Here is a 13,514-nt window from a genome sequence, read left to right on the forward strand (position 1 = left end):
AGGGCCGGCCCCCGGGTTGGGGGTCGGCCCTTCGTGGTGTTGCTTGTTCGCGTGTCAGGCGGCGTAGCCGCGGGTGGCGATCCAGTCGGCGAGGTTGTCGATGCTCATCCGGTAGCTGGCGGTGTTCGGGTTCGCCGAGTCGGCGATGGTCACCGTGTTGCCGCCGTCGCGGTAGCCGACGACGCTGATGTAGTGCCCGCCTTCGAAGGAGTGGGTGTTGCCGTCGGTGTCGGTGGCGGTGCCGGCGATGTTGGCGACCACGGCGCGGCCTTCGTCGACGGCCTTGACCACGTCGGCGCGCAGCTTGTCGGTCTGCTTGTCGTCGGCGGCGCGGTCGCGGATCTCGACGCTGCGGTAGACGTCCTTACCGGTTTCCTTGTTCAGGACGGGGGTGATGTCGTTGATGGAGTTGGTGCCGGCCTCGGTGGTGCCCATTTCCTCGGCCATGGCGTCCATGTTGATGTTCTTGCCCTGCACGGACAGGGCGTTGCGGGCGGCGGCGGGGCCGCAGTAGTAGAAGTTCGGCTGGGCCTCGTAGCGCACGCCCAGTTCCCGCTCACCGTTCTTGCGGTCGGTGGTCACCGAGGTGGTCGGCTTCTCGGCCGCGAAGACGGCGGTGCTGGGGGCGGCGATGGCGCCGCCGGTGAACGCGAGGCCGGCGGCGGTCAGGGCGGTCTTACGCAGGATGTCGGTACGCATGGTGATCACAAGCCTTTCGATCCGGGGGAAACACGGCACACCCAAGGGGGATGGGTGGGCCGCGCGGTGAGGAAAGGGTCGTGCGAAAGGGTGGATCGCTCCGGGCGACGCCGGGCGACCGGGGGTGTAACCCATCCGGGCAGGCCCGCCATTTCCGGGGGCTCCGAGGCCGGGTGTATCGGCGGCCTGCTTCGGCCGTCCGGGGTTGTTCAACGACCCGGGCCGGCCGGCCATTCCGGGCGACTCCAGGGGGCCTGCTCGACCCGTCCGGGGATTGGTCAACGACCCGCGGCCGGTAGGCATTCCGCCCTGCAATCCGGCCGGGCCGCTCCACCCGCATGCCAGCACCGCGGGGGTGTGGCGCGGGTATGCCATGTTCAACGACCCCGACCCGCCCCCGATTCCACCCCCAGCGTGGCCCCGCCCACCCCACAGCCGCACCCAAACTACCCAACCGGCACAGCCGGACACACACCGAAACGGACATTCCGGCCCTCGCCCGGCATCACGACTGCACCGGCCCGCCGGCGCAAGCGTGGGCCGACCGGCACGCTGTGGAGCTGATGTCGCCAACGACTCACCACGCACCCTGGTGATCCACACCAGATACGGGACGTGCGGGTGTCCTCGAGCCATCAATGGCGCCACATGCCGCAACCGGAGTCGATCACGACGGAAGGACCAACGCGGCGTGAATCGGCCAGGCACACGCAAGATGACACAACCGCATATTCATGACGCAGCGGCATCACGGCCGGCGCGGACCGCCCGCCCGGGCCACGACACGTCCGGCCGCCCGGGCCACGCGAACTGCACGAGCAGTCCATCACGCGGCATCACGGCCGGCGTGGACCGCCCGCCCGGGCCACGACACGTCCGGCCGCCCGGGCTACGCGACCTGCACGAGCAGTCCACCGCCACGACCAGGAGCGGCCGCAAAACCGTCCGCCGCCCCTTCAGGCCACCACCACTCGCCCGTCAGGTCACCGCGCCGGGATCAGTCGTGGGACAGGGCGGTGAGTTCTTCGTCGAGCAGGCGGGCGAGCCCGACGCGCCGGTCGGGGTGGCTGTCCGCGGTCATCCCACGGCTGGGCATCTCGACGGTCATCAGCAGGTAGAGGTGCATCCGGTAGAGCCCGAGGCGGCGCCGAAGGTTGGCGTCGAAGACCGGCGGGTCGTCCGCAGCGGCGGCGTACCCATGGAGGAACGGATGGTCCGGCTCGTCCTCCGCCCGGCGGAGCAGCAGGGGGGAGACCAGATCCACCATGGGATCGCCGAAGAGGTAGCGCTCCCCGTCGACCAGCCCGCACATCCGGTACGAGCCGCCGCCGGCCGGCTCGGCGAGCACGTTGCCGTCCCAGCCGTCGAAGTGCACCAGCGCCGGGCGGCGTACCTGGTCGAGCAGCCGGCGGTGCCGCCGCACCACGGACCGGATCCGCTGCGCCGGCACGGGTACGCCCCAGTCGACGCCGTCGGCCAGCAGCTCCTCGATCATCGCCGTGAACGCCTCGGCCCAGGTCGACCCGCCGGTACGTCCGTCGTCGTAGCCGAAGCGGTCGCCGGTGACCCGGTGCACCTCGGCCAGCGCCGTTCCGAAGTCGTACCGGGCCCGGTCACCGTCCCCTCCGGACGCCGCCAGGTCGCTCAGCGACCGGCCGGGCAGCCGGCCGGTGACGAGCCACTCGCCCAGCACCGGATCCACACCGTGGTGCAGCACCGGCGGTACGGGAACCCGCGGCGCGTGCGTCGCCACCAGCCGGAAGTAGCGGGCCTCGGCGGCGGTGAGGCCCTGCTCGTAGCGCAGCAGCGGGACGGTGGGCGGCGGGGCGACCTTCACGACAACCTCACGGCCGTCGTCGAGGCGGACCCACCAGACGGCGGCGAAGCCGCCCCCGGCCAGCGGGCCGCAGGCCGCCACGCCACGGTCCGGCCCGAACGAGGCACGGACGTAGTCGGCCAGGTCGGCGGCGGAGAGGACGCGCTGGGTGGGACTCGGCCCGCTCATCGCGCGCCCGGCCGCGCCATCCGTGTCACCGGGCCAGACTAGTGCGCGCCCCCGCGCTCCGTCCGCCCCGCGCACCCGCCGACCGGTACCCGGCACCGGCGCTGCCCGTCGCGCTCAACCCTTGCGCGAAGCCCTTGCGCTGCGACGTTTGCGCCCAGCCCTCTTCGCCCAACCTCCTGCGCCTGGTACCCGACGTGTTTGCTGCGAGCGGCGCCCGGGCGGCTGAGTCGTCTGCGACATCAGCTCCAAAGGGCGCCAGCCCCTACTCCAGCGACCGGCCAGCCTGTGCGTCAGCCGAGGCGTATCTGTGCCGGCTGCTCGACCGGTGCCTTCCGCGCGCGACCGTCACCGTCGGTCCCGGCGGTCCCGGCGGTCCCGGCGGTCCCGGAGGTCCCGGCGGTCCCGAGGGGCGGGGCCGGCATGACCGGCGCGTCCCGGCCGGTGCCGTGCCGGCTGTCGCCGTCGCCGCGCCCGTCGCCACCCGCGGACTCCTCGTGGTAGTCCTGCTCGACGTTGACGGACCAGACGTCGTGGCGGGTGCCGCAGGCGATATTCTCCGCGGTGAGCATGGCGGTCAACATCGAGTGGTCCTGATTGTTGTACCGGTGCATGCCGTTGCGGCCGACCGGGTGCACGTTGGGCACCTCGCGGGCCAGCCACTCCCGGATCACGTCGACGTTGTGCTGGTAACGCTCGTCGTAGACCGGGTACGCCTTCGGCATCCGCACCACGTAGCCGGCCTCGACGACGCCCGGCCGGACCAGACCCAGCCGCTCCAGCTCGGCGGTCGCGGCGGCGATCAGGTCGGCGTCGGGCGTACGCCAGGTCTCGTCGTCCTCGAAGACGAAATACTCCAGGCCGAGGCAGGTGCGACCGTCCTTGACCAGGTGCGGCGACCACGATCCGAAGTTCTGGATCCGGCCCACCTTCACCGCCGGGTCGTGCACATAGATCCAGTTGTCCGGGAACGAGAACTCCTCGGGCACCACCAGCGCGACGGTGAGGAAGTCCCGGTACCGCAGGTCGGCCGCGGCGGCCAGCACCTCCGGCGGGGCGGCCGGGCGCAGCGCGGCGACCAGCTCGGAGATCGGCATCGAGGAGACGACGTGCTCCGCCGGCTCGGTACGCTGCCCGCCCGCGCCGTTGACGGTCACGGCGACCGCCCGGCGGTGCTCCGGGTCGCGGTGCACGGCGGTCACCCACGTCCCGGTGTCCACCCGACCGCCCCGGCGGCGCACCTCCTCGGCGCAGCGCTCCCACATCATGCCGGGCCCCAGTTTCGGGTACTGGAACTCCTCGATCAGGCTGGTCACGTCCTTGCGGTTGCGTTTGGGCAGCACGGCGTTGCGGACCGCCTTGGCCAGCGACAGGTTCTTAATCCGCTGGGCTGCCCAGTCGGCCTGCAACTGGTCGGCCGGCATGCCCCAGACCTTCTCCGTGTACGTCTTGAAGAAGATCGAGTAGAGCCGCCAGCCGAACCGGGCCGAGACCCACCCCTCGAAGTGCGACTGGTCCTTCGGCGGGCGCAGCCGCGCCCGGGCGTACGAGCCCATGCAGAGCGCGGCCTCGCGCAGCCCGAGGTTGCGCAGCGCGTTGGTCGCGTTCAGCGGGTAGTCGTAGAGCGCGCCGCGGTAGTAGATCCGGCTCATCCGGGGGCGGAGCAGGAAGTCCTCGTCGGGCAGGACCTCGTGCCAGAACTCCTCGACCCGGGGCACCTTGGTGAAGAACCGGTGCCCGCCGATGTCGAAGCGCCAGCCGTCCCGCTCGACGGTGCGGCTGATCCCGCCGACCACCTCGTCCGCCTCGAACACCCGTACCGGGGCGCCCCGCCGGAGCAACTCGTACGCCGCGGTCAGTCCCGCCGGCCCCGCGCCGATGACCACCGTGCCGCGTTCGTCAGCCATGACCTGCCACTTTCTGCCGTTGTGGACGGGCCGGCTTACCCACCCTGACGGCGATGTCACCCCCGGGTTCCGCAGGCCGGCCGACGTGTCAACGGCCGCGGAACGGGGATGTGGCACCGTTCGTGGCCGGGTGGCCGGATCCGGGAGAGGCATGGGCGACAGGGGGCGGGCCGACGCGGCCGAGCGCGGCGCGTTCACCGGCCGCGCCCGGCAGCTGGCGGCCGGGGCGCGGCGGGCGGTCACCCGGGTGCCGGCCCCCTGGCCGTACGTGGTGGCGGTCTTCGTCGGTACGAAGGTGGTGCTCAGCCTCCTCGGGCTGCTCGCGCTGAGCGCCTTCGACGAGGCGCCCTGGGCGCCGCCGCCGTACGAGACGGCGATGCGCGATCAGCAGCGGGCGGTCTCCGGTCACCGGTGGTTCTCGCTCTGGTTCGCCTGGGACACGTTCCTCTACGACCACCTGGCCCGGCTGCCGCTGGACGAGCCCTGGCGCGACTTCGGCTTCCCGTTGCTCTACCCGTTCCTGGCCCGGCCGCTGGCTCCGCTGCTGGGCGGGGACACCGCGCTGGCCCTGCTGGTGGTCGCCAACGTCGCGTTCCTGCTGATGCTCTACTACGCGTACCGGCTGGGGGAGCGGCTGCTCGGCGACGACCCGGCGGCCCGCCGGTTCGTCCGTTACCTGGTGCTGCTGCCGGCGGCGTTCCTGTTCCAGGCGGCGTTGACCGAGTCGCTCTTCCTCTGCCTGGCGCTGGCCGCGTTCCACTACGCCGAGCGGCGGCGCTGGCTGGTGGTCGGCGTGGTCGGCTTCTTCCTGGCGCTGAGCCGCTCGGTCGGGTTCTTCGTCGTCCTCCCGCTGGCCCTGGTGCTGCTGCGGCAGGGCGACTACCGGCTCGGGCCGCGGGCGCTGTGGCGGTACGTCCGCACCGGCTGGCCGCTGCTGCTGGTGCCCGCCGGCTGGTTGACCTTCATGGCCTTCTGTTACTGGCAGAGCGGGGACTGGTTCGCCTACAAGCACACCCAGGAGAAGGGCTGGGGGATCAGCGTGCAGAACCCATTGCGGGTGATCTGGCACGGCCTGACCGACGCGCCGACGCGGGACGCGCTGCGGGTGTGGATCGCGGTGGCCGTGCTGGTCGTCCTGCTCGCGGCCGCCCGCCAGATCGGCCTGCCGTATCTCGTCTACGGGCTGATCATGGTGCTGGTGCCGCTGTCGATGGGCCCGCCGGTGTACAAGAGCCTGCTGCGCTACCTGCTCGCCGTGTTCCCGGTCGGCCTGGCCCTGGCCCGATGGGCCCGGCACGCCACCCTCGACGTCTGGCTGACCGCCGCCCTGGCCCTGCTGCAGGGCGCGCTCTTCGTCACCTGGCTCGCCTACTGGACCCACTTCATCATCTGACCCGCCCGGAGCCGGCGCGCCCGAACGACCGGCGTCTTCACCTGACCGGCGCCGCTCACTATGATCCGATGAAAGTGATTGCCGGCCGAACGATCAGTGGCCGACAGAAATCTTCGGGCGCGGCCGGCGTGCCGGGAAGGGTTGGCATGGCACTGTCCGCGACCGTCCGGGCCGAACTGGCCGGCATCGTCGGCCCGGCGAACGTGCACGACGCCGACGGCGACCTCGTCGCGTACGCCCGCGACGCCACCCCGCTGTTCACCCACCGGCCGGACGCGGTGGTCTTCCCGGCCGACACCGCCGAGGTCGCCGCGGTGCTGGCGCTGGCCACCCGGCAGGGCGTGCCGGTGGTGCCGCGCGGCGCGGGCTCGAACCTGTGCGCGGCCACCGTGCCGCTGCGCGGCGGGATCGTGCTGGTGCTGACCCGACTGAACGAGATCCTGGAGATCAGCGCGGACGAGTTGCTGGCCCGGGTGCAGCCCGGCGTCTCCAGCGCCGTGCTGGCCGACGCCGTCGCCGCGCACGGGCTGCTCTGGGCACCGGATCCGGGCAGCCGGACCGTCGCCACCGTGGGCGGCACCATCGCCACCTGCGCCGGCGGGCTGCGCGGGCTGAAGTACGGGGTCACCCGCAACTACGTGCTCGGGCTGGAGGCGGTGCTGCCCACCGGCGAGGTGATCCGCACCGGCGGCCGGCTCTGGAAGGACGTGGCCGGCTACGACCTCACCCGACTGCTCACCGGTTCCGAGGGCACCCTCGCGGTGCTCACCGAGGCGACCGTGGCGCTGCTGCCGGCGCCCGCGTCCGCGAACACCGGGGTGGCGTACTTCCCGTCGCTGGCCGAGGCGGGGGAGGCGGTGGCCCGGGTGATCCGGGCCGGGGTGGTGCCGGCGACCCTGGAGTTCCTCGACCGGGCCTGCATCGACGCCGTGGAGGACTTCGCGCACCTGGGGCTGCGTACCGACGCCGGGGCGCTGCTGCTCTTCGGTGACGACGGCCCGGCGGACCTGGTCGCCACCCACCTCGACCGGATCGGCGCGGCCTGCGTCGCGGCCGGCGCGGTGGAGGTCACCACCGCCCGCGAGGTCGCCCAGGCCGAGGCGCTGCTGGCCGCCCGGCGGTGCGCGCTGCCCGCGCTGTCCCGGCGCGGCGGGGTGACCATCCTGGAGGACGCCACCGTCCCCCGGCCGCGGATCGCCGAGATGGTCGACCGGATCGACGCGATCGCCGCCCGGCACGACGTCGCCATCGCCACCTTCGGCCACGCCGGCGACGGCAACCTGCACCCCACCTGCGTCCTCGACTCCGCCGACGACACCGACGCGGTACGCCGCGCCGAGGCGGCCTTCGCCGACGTCTTCGCCGCCGCCCTCGACCTCGGCGGCACCATCACCGGCGAGCACGGGGTGGGCGCGGCGAAGCTGCCGTTCCTGGCCGCCCGGCTCGGCGACGACCAGCTCGCCCTGCTCCGCCGGATCAAGACCGCCTTCGACCCGGCGGGCATCCTCAACCCCGGAAAGCTGGGCTCGTGAGCGGCGACGTGTTCGACCCCGAGCAGCTGTCCCGCTGCATCTCCTGCGGCTTCTGCCTGCCGGCCTGCCCCACGTACGCGATGACCGGCGACGAGGCGTCCTCGCCGCGCGGCCGGATCACCCTGATGCGGGCCCTGCAGGACGGCACGCTGCCTCCGGACGACCCCACCCTCGCCGAGCAGTCCTCGTTCTGCCTGGGCTGCCGGGCGTGCGAACCGGTCTGCCCGGCCGGGGTGCAGTACGGCAGCCTGCTGGAGCAGTGGCGGGTGCACCAGTGGCGCGGCCGGCGCCGGCCACCGCTCGCCCGCGCGCTGACCCTGGTCGCCGGGCAACGCTGGCTGCTGCGCCTGCTCGGCCTGGTACGCGGCGCCGCCCGCGGCCCCGCCGCCGCCCCGCCGACCGGGCAGCTCATGCTGGGCTGCTTCGAGCGGGGGCTCTACCCGGGGGTCAGCCGGGCGGCCCGGTCCCTCGACCCGACGCTGGCCGTACCGGCGGCGCAGGGCTGCTGCGGGGCGCTGCACGCGCACAACGGCGACCTGGCCGGCGGCGAACGGCTGGCCCGGGGGCTCGGCGAGGAGCTGCCGGGCACCATCGTGACCACCTCCGGCGGCTGCGCCGCACACCTGGCCTCGGTGCTCGGGCCGCAGCGGGTGCGGGAGCTGTCCACCTGGCTCGCCGGCCGCCCGCCCGGGGTCGAGCTGCGGGTGGCCGGCCGGCGGGCCCGGGTCACCCTGCAGGATTCCTGCCACCTGCGCAACGGCCTGGGGGTCTTCGCCGAGCCCCGGGCGCTGCTCCGGCAGGTCGCCGACTACGTGGAACTGCCCTCGGCGGCCACCTGCTGCGGCGCCGCCGGCACGTACTCGCTGCTGCGGCCGAAGGACTCCCGGCGGATCCTGGACGGCAAGCTCGACGAGATCGAAGCCGCCGGGGTGGACCTGGTGGTGGCGGTGAACCCCGGCTGTCTGCGCCAGCTGCGTACCGGGCTGCGCCGGCGCCGGTCGGCCGTGCGGGCCGTACACCTGGCCGAGCTGCTGGCCGAGGCGGCCACGCCTGACCGGCCCTGACGGCCGCGCCGCCTCCACGCCGCCGGTCTGACCCGGCCCTGACGCCGGGCCGGACCGGGGCGGCCGGACCGATCCCGGCCGGCGGGGGAGCGCCGGCCGGGATCGGGCTCACTCGGTCCGGATGCCGTCCGGGCGGGTGAGCCGCCGCAGCACGGGCAGGCTGAGCCCGGTGACCAGCAGCACCACCGCCGCGCCGAGGGCGGTGGAGAGGCCGACCACCGGCCAGGCGATCACCACCGGGGCCTGCACCATACGCAGCAGCACCACGCCGAGCCCCAGCCCGAAGACCACCGCCAGGGCCAGCCCGATCAGCACCGGCACCGCGGTCTGCCAGAGCACCGACCAGCTCAGCGTGCCCGGCCGGGTGCCGACCGCGACCAGCATGGCCAGCAGCCGGCGCCGTTCGCGGAGCTGCTCCAGGATGCCGACGAGCATGCTGGCGGCGATCAGCAGCAGGGTGACCACCGCGCCGACGTAGAGGCCGCGCTGGATGTTGACGAACTTGGTGGCCTGGGTGGTGCCGGTCAGCGTGAGGACGCTGGCGAACAGGTCGCCGCCGGCGGCCGCGTTGCGGACGTGCTCGATCGCGTCCGGCCGTCCAGGGTCGAGCCGCAGGTACGCGTCGGAGCGCAGCGGGCCCAGCCGGGCCGCCCCGACCGCGGCCGGGGTGGCCAGCACGGCCGACTCCTGACGGCCGACCGGGTCCGGCCGGCCGGGAACCTCCCGGGCGGTCCCGGGCACCTGCCAGCTGCCGCCGTCGCCCACCGCCACGGCGCTCCGGGCCGGATGGCCGGCCGGCTCTCGGCTGCCGGATCCCGGACCAGGAACACGTCGCCGTCGGCGCAGCGGTCCAGCCGGGCAAACTCGGCCAGCGTGGCACAGTCGCCGATCCGCAGGTCGGCGTAGTCGTGCCCGGCGGTGAGCCCGGTGACCAGCGTGGCGTTGCTGGCGCTGACGCCGGGCGCGGTGGCCAGCCGGTCCACCGCGGCGGTGACGTCGGCCCGGGCCGGGAACTGCACCAGCACCTGGGCGCGGGACGGATCCTGCCCGGTCGAGTGGGTGAACTGGTCGGCCACGCCGGCGAAGAGCATCTGCAGTCCGATGGTGCCGGCGACGGCGACCGCGATGCCGTTCACCAGCCGCGCCGAGGCGGCGCTGTCGATCTGGAGCCGGCGTACCGCCAGCTGCCACGGCACCGGGCCGCCGTGCAGCCGGCGTACCACCAGGTCGGTCAGCCAGGGCAGCAGGGTGACCGTGCCGACCAGCAGCAGCACCGCGCCGGCCGCGGTCTGGTTCTCGGCGCCGGCCGGGGCGACGCCGGCCGCGGCGGCCAGCAGCAGCCCCAGCCCGGCGGCCGGCAGCAGCAGCCGCCACGCCAGCCGGCGACGGACCGGGGTGGCCCGGCGGGTCACCCCGAGCGGCTCGACCACCACGGCGCGCAGCGCCACCATGGCCACCAGCACCGCCAGCGCGGGCACCGCCAGGGCGACCCCGACGACCAGCGGCAGCGGCGGGCGCACGTCGGCCGCGTACACGCTCAGGTCCAGCAGCGTGACCAGCGGCACCACCTGGCGTCCGGCCAGGAAGAACAGCCCACCGACCGCGACGCCGAGCAGCGCGGCGGCGGCGGCCTCGCCGGCGGCGATCCGGCGGATCATGCCGGCGTCCGCACCGACCAGCCGCAGCGCGGCCAGCCGCCGGTCCCGGCGTTCGCCGCCGAACCGCACGGCCGCGCCGAGGAAGACCGCGATGGGCAGCAGCAGTACGACGAAGATGACCACCACGAGCAGCATGAGCACCGGCCCGAACCCCTCGCCCGGCAGCCCGCCGCCGAACTCGTCCAGCCGGGCCGCGCCCTCGTCGGCCGAGAGCGTGTCGCTGCCCAGGTAGTAGGCCAGCTCGTTCGGCCCGGCCAGGCCCTCGGCGCCGATGGTGCCGGTAACCCGGGCGCCACCGAGGCGCGGGGCGAGCAGCGCGCCATCGGGTGAGTCGAGCAGGTCGCGCAGCGCGGGGGAGACCACCACCTCGCCCGGACCGGGCAGCGCGGCGACCCCCGGCGGCACCGGCGCGGCCGGACCCTCCGGACGCAGCACCCGGCCCCGGATCGGCCGGTCCCGGAAGGCGGTGTCGGTCGCCCGGATCAGCAGGGTGTTCGCGGCGGCCGGGATCTGGGCGCCCATCCGTAGGTCGTCGCGGGCGTCGCCGCGGGCCTCCCGGGCGTCCAGCGCCTGCGGTACGGCGGCGGCGAGTAGCAGCATCGCCACGCCGATGCCGACGCCGAGCGCGGTCAGCAGCGCACGCAGCCAGCCGTCCCGGCCACCGGTGACGGCCATCCGGGCGCCCATCGCGAGGTCGGCCGCGCCGGCACGCAGCCGGGTCACGCCGCGATCTCCAGGTCGCGGGTACGCCCGTCGCGCACCACCACCTCCCGGTCGGAGTACGCGGCCACCCGCGCCTCGTGCGTCACCAGCACCACCGCGGCGCCGGTCTCCCGGGCGGCCCCGGTGAGCAGCCGCATCACCCGTTCGCCGTTGAGCGAGTCCAGCGCCCCGGTCGGTTCGTCGGCGAAGACCACCTGTGGCCGGGTCACCAGCGCACGGGCCACCGCCACCCGCTGGCCCTGCCCGCCGGAGACCTCGCCGGGCCGCTTGCCGGCCACCTCGGCGACCTCCAGCCGGTCCAGCCACTCGGCCGCCCGGCGCTCGGCTTCCCGCCGGCCGACGCGGTCCAGCCGCAGCGGCAGCGCCACGTTCTCCAGGCAGGTCAGCTCCGGCACCAGCTGACCGAACTGGAACACGAAGCCGAACGCCGCGCGGCGCAGCGCGCTGCGCTCGGTGTCGGAGAGGGCGCCCAGGTCACGCCCGGCGAAGAGCACCCGGCCGGAGTCCGGCCGGACGATGCCGGCCAGGCAGTGCAGCAGGGTGGACTTCCCGGAGCCGGACGAGCCCATCACGGCCACCACCTCACCCCGGTCGACCCGCAGGCTGGCGCCGGCCAGGGCCCGGGTCGGCCCGAAACAGCGGTGCAGGTCATCGGCGACCAGCAGCGGGGCGGTCACGCCAGCACCGCCTTGGCCAGCTCGTCGAGGCGGGCCGCGGTCAGCTCCAGCCAGCGCAGGTCGGCCTCCAAATGGAACAGGGCGTGGTCGCAGATCAGCTGCTCGGCGAGGTCGCCGTCGCGCTTGCGGCGGGTCAGCTCGCGCATCATCCGCAGGTGCTCCGCGCGCTGCACGTCGAGCAGATCGGCGGCGCTGCGGCCGGTGAGCAGCGCGAGCACCACCTTGGTGTAGAGGGTGCTCTGCAGGTAGGGCTCGGGCTTCTCGGCGCGGGCCAGCCAGCCGGCCACGTCGGTGACACCGGCGTCGGTGATCGCGTACCGCTTACGCTCCGGGCCCTCGCCGGGCTCGACGGCCTCGACCTCGACCAGGCCACTGCGCAGCAGCCGGGACAGGGTGGCGTAGACCTGGCCGTAGGCGAGCGGGCGGGCGTGGCCGAAGCGCTCGTCGTAGAGGCGTTTGATGTCGTAGCCGTGCCGGGGGGTGGCCTCCAGGAGGCCGAGGAAGGTCTGTCCGATCGACATGCGGGGACTATACACACCGCGTATACGCCGGATGTATACACCCGGAAGCTCCCGGCTGTCCGGTCCCGCCAGGGGCGCTCGGGCGGCCGGCTCCGGCCGGCGGCAAGATCAGGGGCGACCTGTCCCGCACCCGACGGAGGTTCCGTGTTCGCCCTGCCCATCACCGAGGACGCCGAGCTGCGTCCGCTCGACCCGTGGCTGGCCGAGGAGTTCCTGGCCCACCTGGACCGGGCCCGCGAGCACATCGCGCCCTGGGTGTCTCCGTCCTTCGTGGCCACCGACCTGCCCTCGGCCCGCGCCGTCCTGCAGCGCTACGCCGACCGCTGGGCGCGCGACGCAGGTGGCATCTGGGGCATCTGGCAGGCCGGCACCCTGGTCGGCGGGGTCATGTTCGTCTCGTTCGACGTGGCGGTCGGCGTGGCCGAGGCGGGCTGCTGGCTGGAACCGGGCGCCGAGGGGCGCGGCCTGATCAGCCGGGCGGTCACCCGGATCGTCGACTGGGCGGTACGGGAGCGGGGCATCCAGCGGGTGGAGTGGCGGACCAACGCCGAGAACGCGCGCAGCATCGCGGTCGCCCGCCGGCTCGGCATGCACCACGACGGAACGCTGCGGCAGGTCTACCCCGGCCCGGCCGGGCGGCGCATCGACATCGAGGTGTGGTCGGTGCTGGAACCCGAGTGGCGCGGCGGGTCAGACGTGCGCGAGCACCGCGTCCAGTGACCGGGGCATCCGGTCCGGCTCCAGCGCCTCGACCAGCAGCCGCCCGTACGCCTCCTTGCGGCCGGACCGGGTGCCGAGGAACCGGCGCAGCTGGGCGGTGACCGGGCGGCCCTGCTGCGCCGGCTGGCGTTCGAAGATCCGGAAGGCGCGCAGCTCGCCCTGGGCGGCGAACACCTCCCGGACGCCGGCGGGGCCGACCGCGCGGACGAGTTCGTCCTCCAGGTCGGCGACACAGGCGTGGAAGCCCAGCTTTGCCATGGCCGCCCGGGACAGGCCGGCGCCGAGGCCGGCCCGCTCCAGGCTCCGCCGGACGAAGCCCTCCTCGTTTTCGTCGTAGAGACCGGCCAGCCGCAGGTCGCGCCCGGGTGGGCCGAGCCGGGCGAGGAAGTGGCCGACGTTGGTGACGCCGCCCATCACCACCACGTGCACGCCCTCGGCGGCGAGGTCGCGACCGCGTCGGGCCGCGAGGGCCAGCACCGCGGCCCGGTCGCTGACCCCCTCGACCAGGACGACGGCGCGGGCGTCGACGACGGCGCCGAGTTCGATCCGCACGGGACACCTCCAGCTCGGTCCCGGCCATCATGCCGGCGACCGCGTCGCGCGCCCACCGTAATTCGC

Annotated in this window: 12 protein-coding genes; 4 read left to right on the plus strand and 8 right to left on the minus strand. The window is 74.3% G+C overall.

Annotated elements, in window-relative coordinates:
* Window positions 1-54 precede the first annotated feature (54 nt).
* From GA0070609_RS09280 to GA0070609_RS09290, 3 genes are all read right to left on the minus strand, one after another.
* Window positions 55-699 carry a C39 family peptidase gene (locus GA0070609_RS09280; RefSeq protein ID WP_088997534.1) on the minus strand — a complete coding sequence of 215 codons (645 nt, stop codon included), beginning with the start codon at window positions 697-699 and terminating at the stop codon, window positions 55-57.
* Window positions 700-1,696: 997 nt separating this feature from the next.
* Window positions 1,697-2,704 (minus strand): phosphotransferase family protein, encoded by a 1,008-nt coding sequence (locus GA0070609_RS09285; RefSeq protein ID WP_088993435.1) that lies wholly within the window; start codon window positions 2,702-2,704, stop codon window positions 1,697-1,699.
* A gap of 290 nt (window positions 2,705-2,994) precedes the next feature.
* Window positions 2,995-4,608 carry an NAD(P)/FAD-dependent oxidoreductase gene (locus GA0070609_RS09290; protein ID WP_088993436.1) on the minus strand — a complete coding sequence of 538 codons (1,614 nt, stop codon included), beginning with the start codon at window positions 4,606-4,608 and terminating at the stop codon, window positions 2,995-2,997.
* A 151-nt stretch (window positions 4,609-4,759) separates the two neighbouring features.
* Here GA0070609_RS09290 and GA0070609_RS09295 point away from each other — a divergent pair, with 151 nt between their 5' ends.
* The 3 genes from GA0070609_RS09295 (at window position 4,760) to GA0070609_RS09305 (ending at window position 8,597) form a co-directional block, all read left to right on the plus strand.
* Window positions 4,760-6,001: a hypothetical protein gene (locus GA0070609_RS09295; RefSeq protein ID WP_231928598.1), complete on the plus strand. Its 1,242-nt coding sequence runs from the start codon at window positions 4,760-4,762 to the stop codon at window positions 5,999-6,001.
* Between the two features lie 146 nt (window positions 6,002-6,147).
* Window positions 6,148-7,533 (plus strand): FAD-binding oxidoreductase, encoded by a 1,386-nt coding sequence (locus GA0070609_RS09300; protein ID WP_088993437.1) that lies wholly within the window; start codon window positions 6,148-6,150, stop codon window positions 7,531-7,533.
* Complete coding sequence (locus GA0070609_RS09305; RefSeq protein WP_197700242.1) at window positions 7,530-8,597, plus strand: (Fe-S)-binding protein; 1,068 nt, start codon at window positions 7,530-7,532, stop codon at window positions 8,595-8,597. Before GA0070609_RS09300 ends, GA0070609_RS09305 begins: the two co-directional genes overlap by 4 nt.
* Before the next feature lie 108 nt (window positions 8,598-8,705).
* Here GA0070609_RS09305 and GA0070609_RS35020 read toward each other — a convergent pair whose 3' ends face one another.
* From GA0070609_RS35020 to GA0070609_RS09320, 4 genes are read right to left on the minus strand one after another with little or no spacing between them, the layout of a single operon-like run.
* Window positions 8,706-9,062: an FtsX-like permease family protein gene (locus tag GA0070609_RS35020; RefSeq protein WP_331716934.1), complete on the minus strand. Its 357-nt coding sequence runs from the start codon at window positions 9,060-9,062 to the stop codon at window positions 8,706-8,708.
* A gap of 59 nt (window positions 9,063-9,121) precedes the next feature.
* Window positions 9,122-10,978 carry an FtsX-like permease family protein gene (locus GA0070609_RS09310; RefSeq protein WP_197700243.1) on the minus strand — a complete coding sequence of 619 codons (1,857 nt, stop codon included), beginning with the start codon at window positions 10,976-10,978 and terminating at the stop codon, window positions 9,122-9,124.
* Window positions 10,975-11,655: an ABC transporter ATP-binding protein gene (locus tag GA0070609_RS09315; protein ID WP_088993438.1), complete on the minus strand. Its 681-nt coding sequence runs from the start codon at window positions 11,653-11,655 to the stop codon at window positions 10,975-10,977. The genes GA0070609_RS09310 and GA0070609_RS09315 overlap by 4 nt, the downstream gene beginning before the upstream one ends.
* A complete protein-coding gene (locus tag GA0070609_RS09320; protein ID WP_088993439.1) occupies window positions 11,652-12,176 on the minus strand; it encodes a PadR family transcriptional regulator in 525 nt (174 codons plus the stop codon). The genes GA0070609_RS09315 and GA0070609_RS09320 overlap by 4 nt, the downstream gene beginning before the upstream one ends.
* Window positions 12,177-12,320: 144 nt before the next feature.
* Here GA0070609_RS09320 and GA0070609_RS09325 point away from each other — a divergent pair, with 144 nt between their 5' ends.
* Window positions 12,321-12,896, plus strand: a complete 576-nt coding sequence (locus GA0070609_RS09325; RefSeq protein ID WP_088993440.1) for a GNAT family N-acetyltransferase — start codon at window positions 12,321-12,323, stop codon at window positions 12,894-12,896.
* On the opposite strand, the gene GA0070609_RS09330 is transcribed toward GA0070609_RS09325, so the two are convergent.
* Window positions 12,867-13,448: a TOPRIM nucleotidyl transferase/hydrolase domain-containing protein gene (locus tag GA0070609_RS09330; RefSeq protein ID WP_088993441.1), complete on the minus strand. Its 582-nt coding sequence runs from the start codon at window positions 13,446-13,448 to the stop codon at window positions 12,867-12,869. The genes GA0070609_RS09325 and GA0070609_RS09330 overlap by 30 nt on opposite strands.
* Window positions 13,449-13,514 lie beyond the last annotated feature (66 nt).

Source organism: Micromonospora echinaurantiaca (assembly GCF_900090235.1).
In the GTDB taxonomy this organism is placed as follows: Bacteria; Actinomycetota; Actinomycetes; order Mycobacteriales; family Micromonosporaceae; genus Micromonospora; species Micromonospora echinaurantiaca.

What these genes read in the sequence shown, in the direction of transcription:
- GA0070609_RS09285 (WP_088993435.1), bottom strand. Translation starts at nt 2,704, where the DNA reads ATGAGCGGGCCGAGTCCCACCCAGCGCGTCCTCTCCGCCGCCGACCTG.
- GA0070609_RS09280 (WP_088997534.1), bottom strand. Translation starts at nt 699, where the DNA reads ATGCGTACCGACATCCTGCGTAAGACCGCCCTGACCGCCGCCGGCCTC.
- GA0070609_RS09300 (WP_088993437.1), top strand. Translation starts at nt 6,148, where the DNA reads ATGGCACTGTCCGCGACCGTCCGGGCCGAACTGGCCGGCATCGTCGGC.
- GA0070609_RS09290 (WP_088993436.1), bottom strand. Translation starts at nt 4,608, where the DNA reads ATGGCTGACGAACGCGGCACGGTGGTCATCGGCGCGGGGCCGGCGGGA.
- GA0070609_RS09320 (WP_088993439.1), bottom strand. Translation starts at nt 12,176, where the DNA reads ATGTCGATCGGACAGACCTTCCTCGGCCTCCTGGAGGCCACCCCCCGG.
- GA0070609_RS09295 (WP_231928598.1), top strand. Translation starts at nt 4,760, where the DNA reads ATGGGCGACAGGGGGCGGGCCGACGCGGCCGAGCGCGGCGCGTTCACC.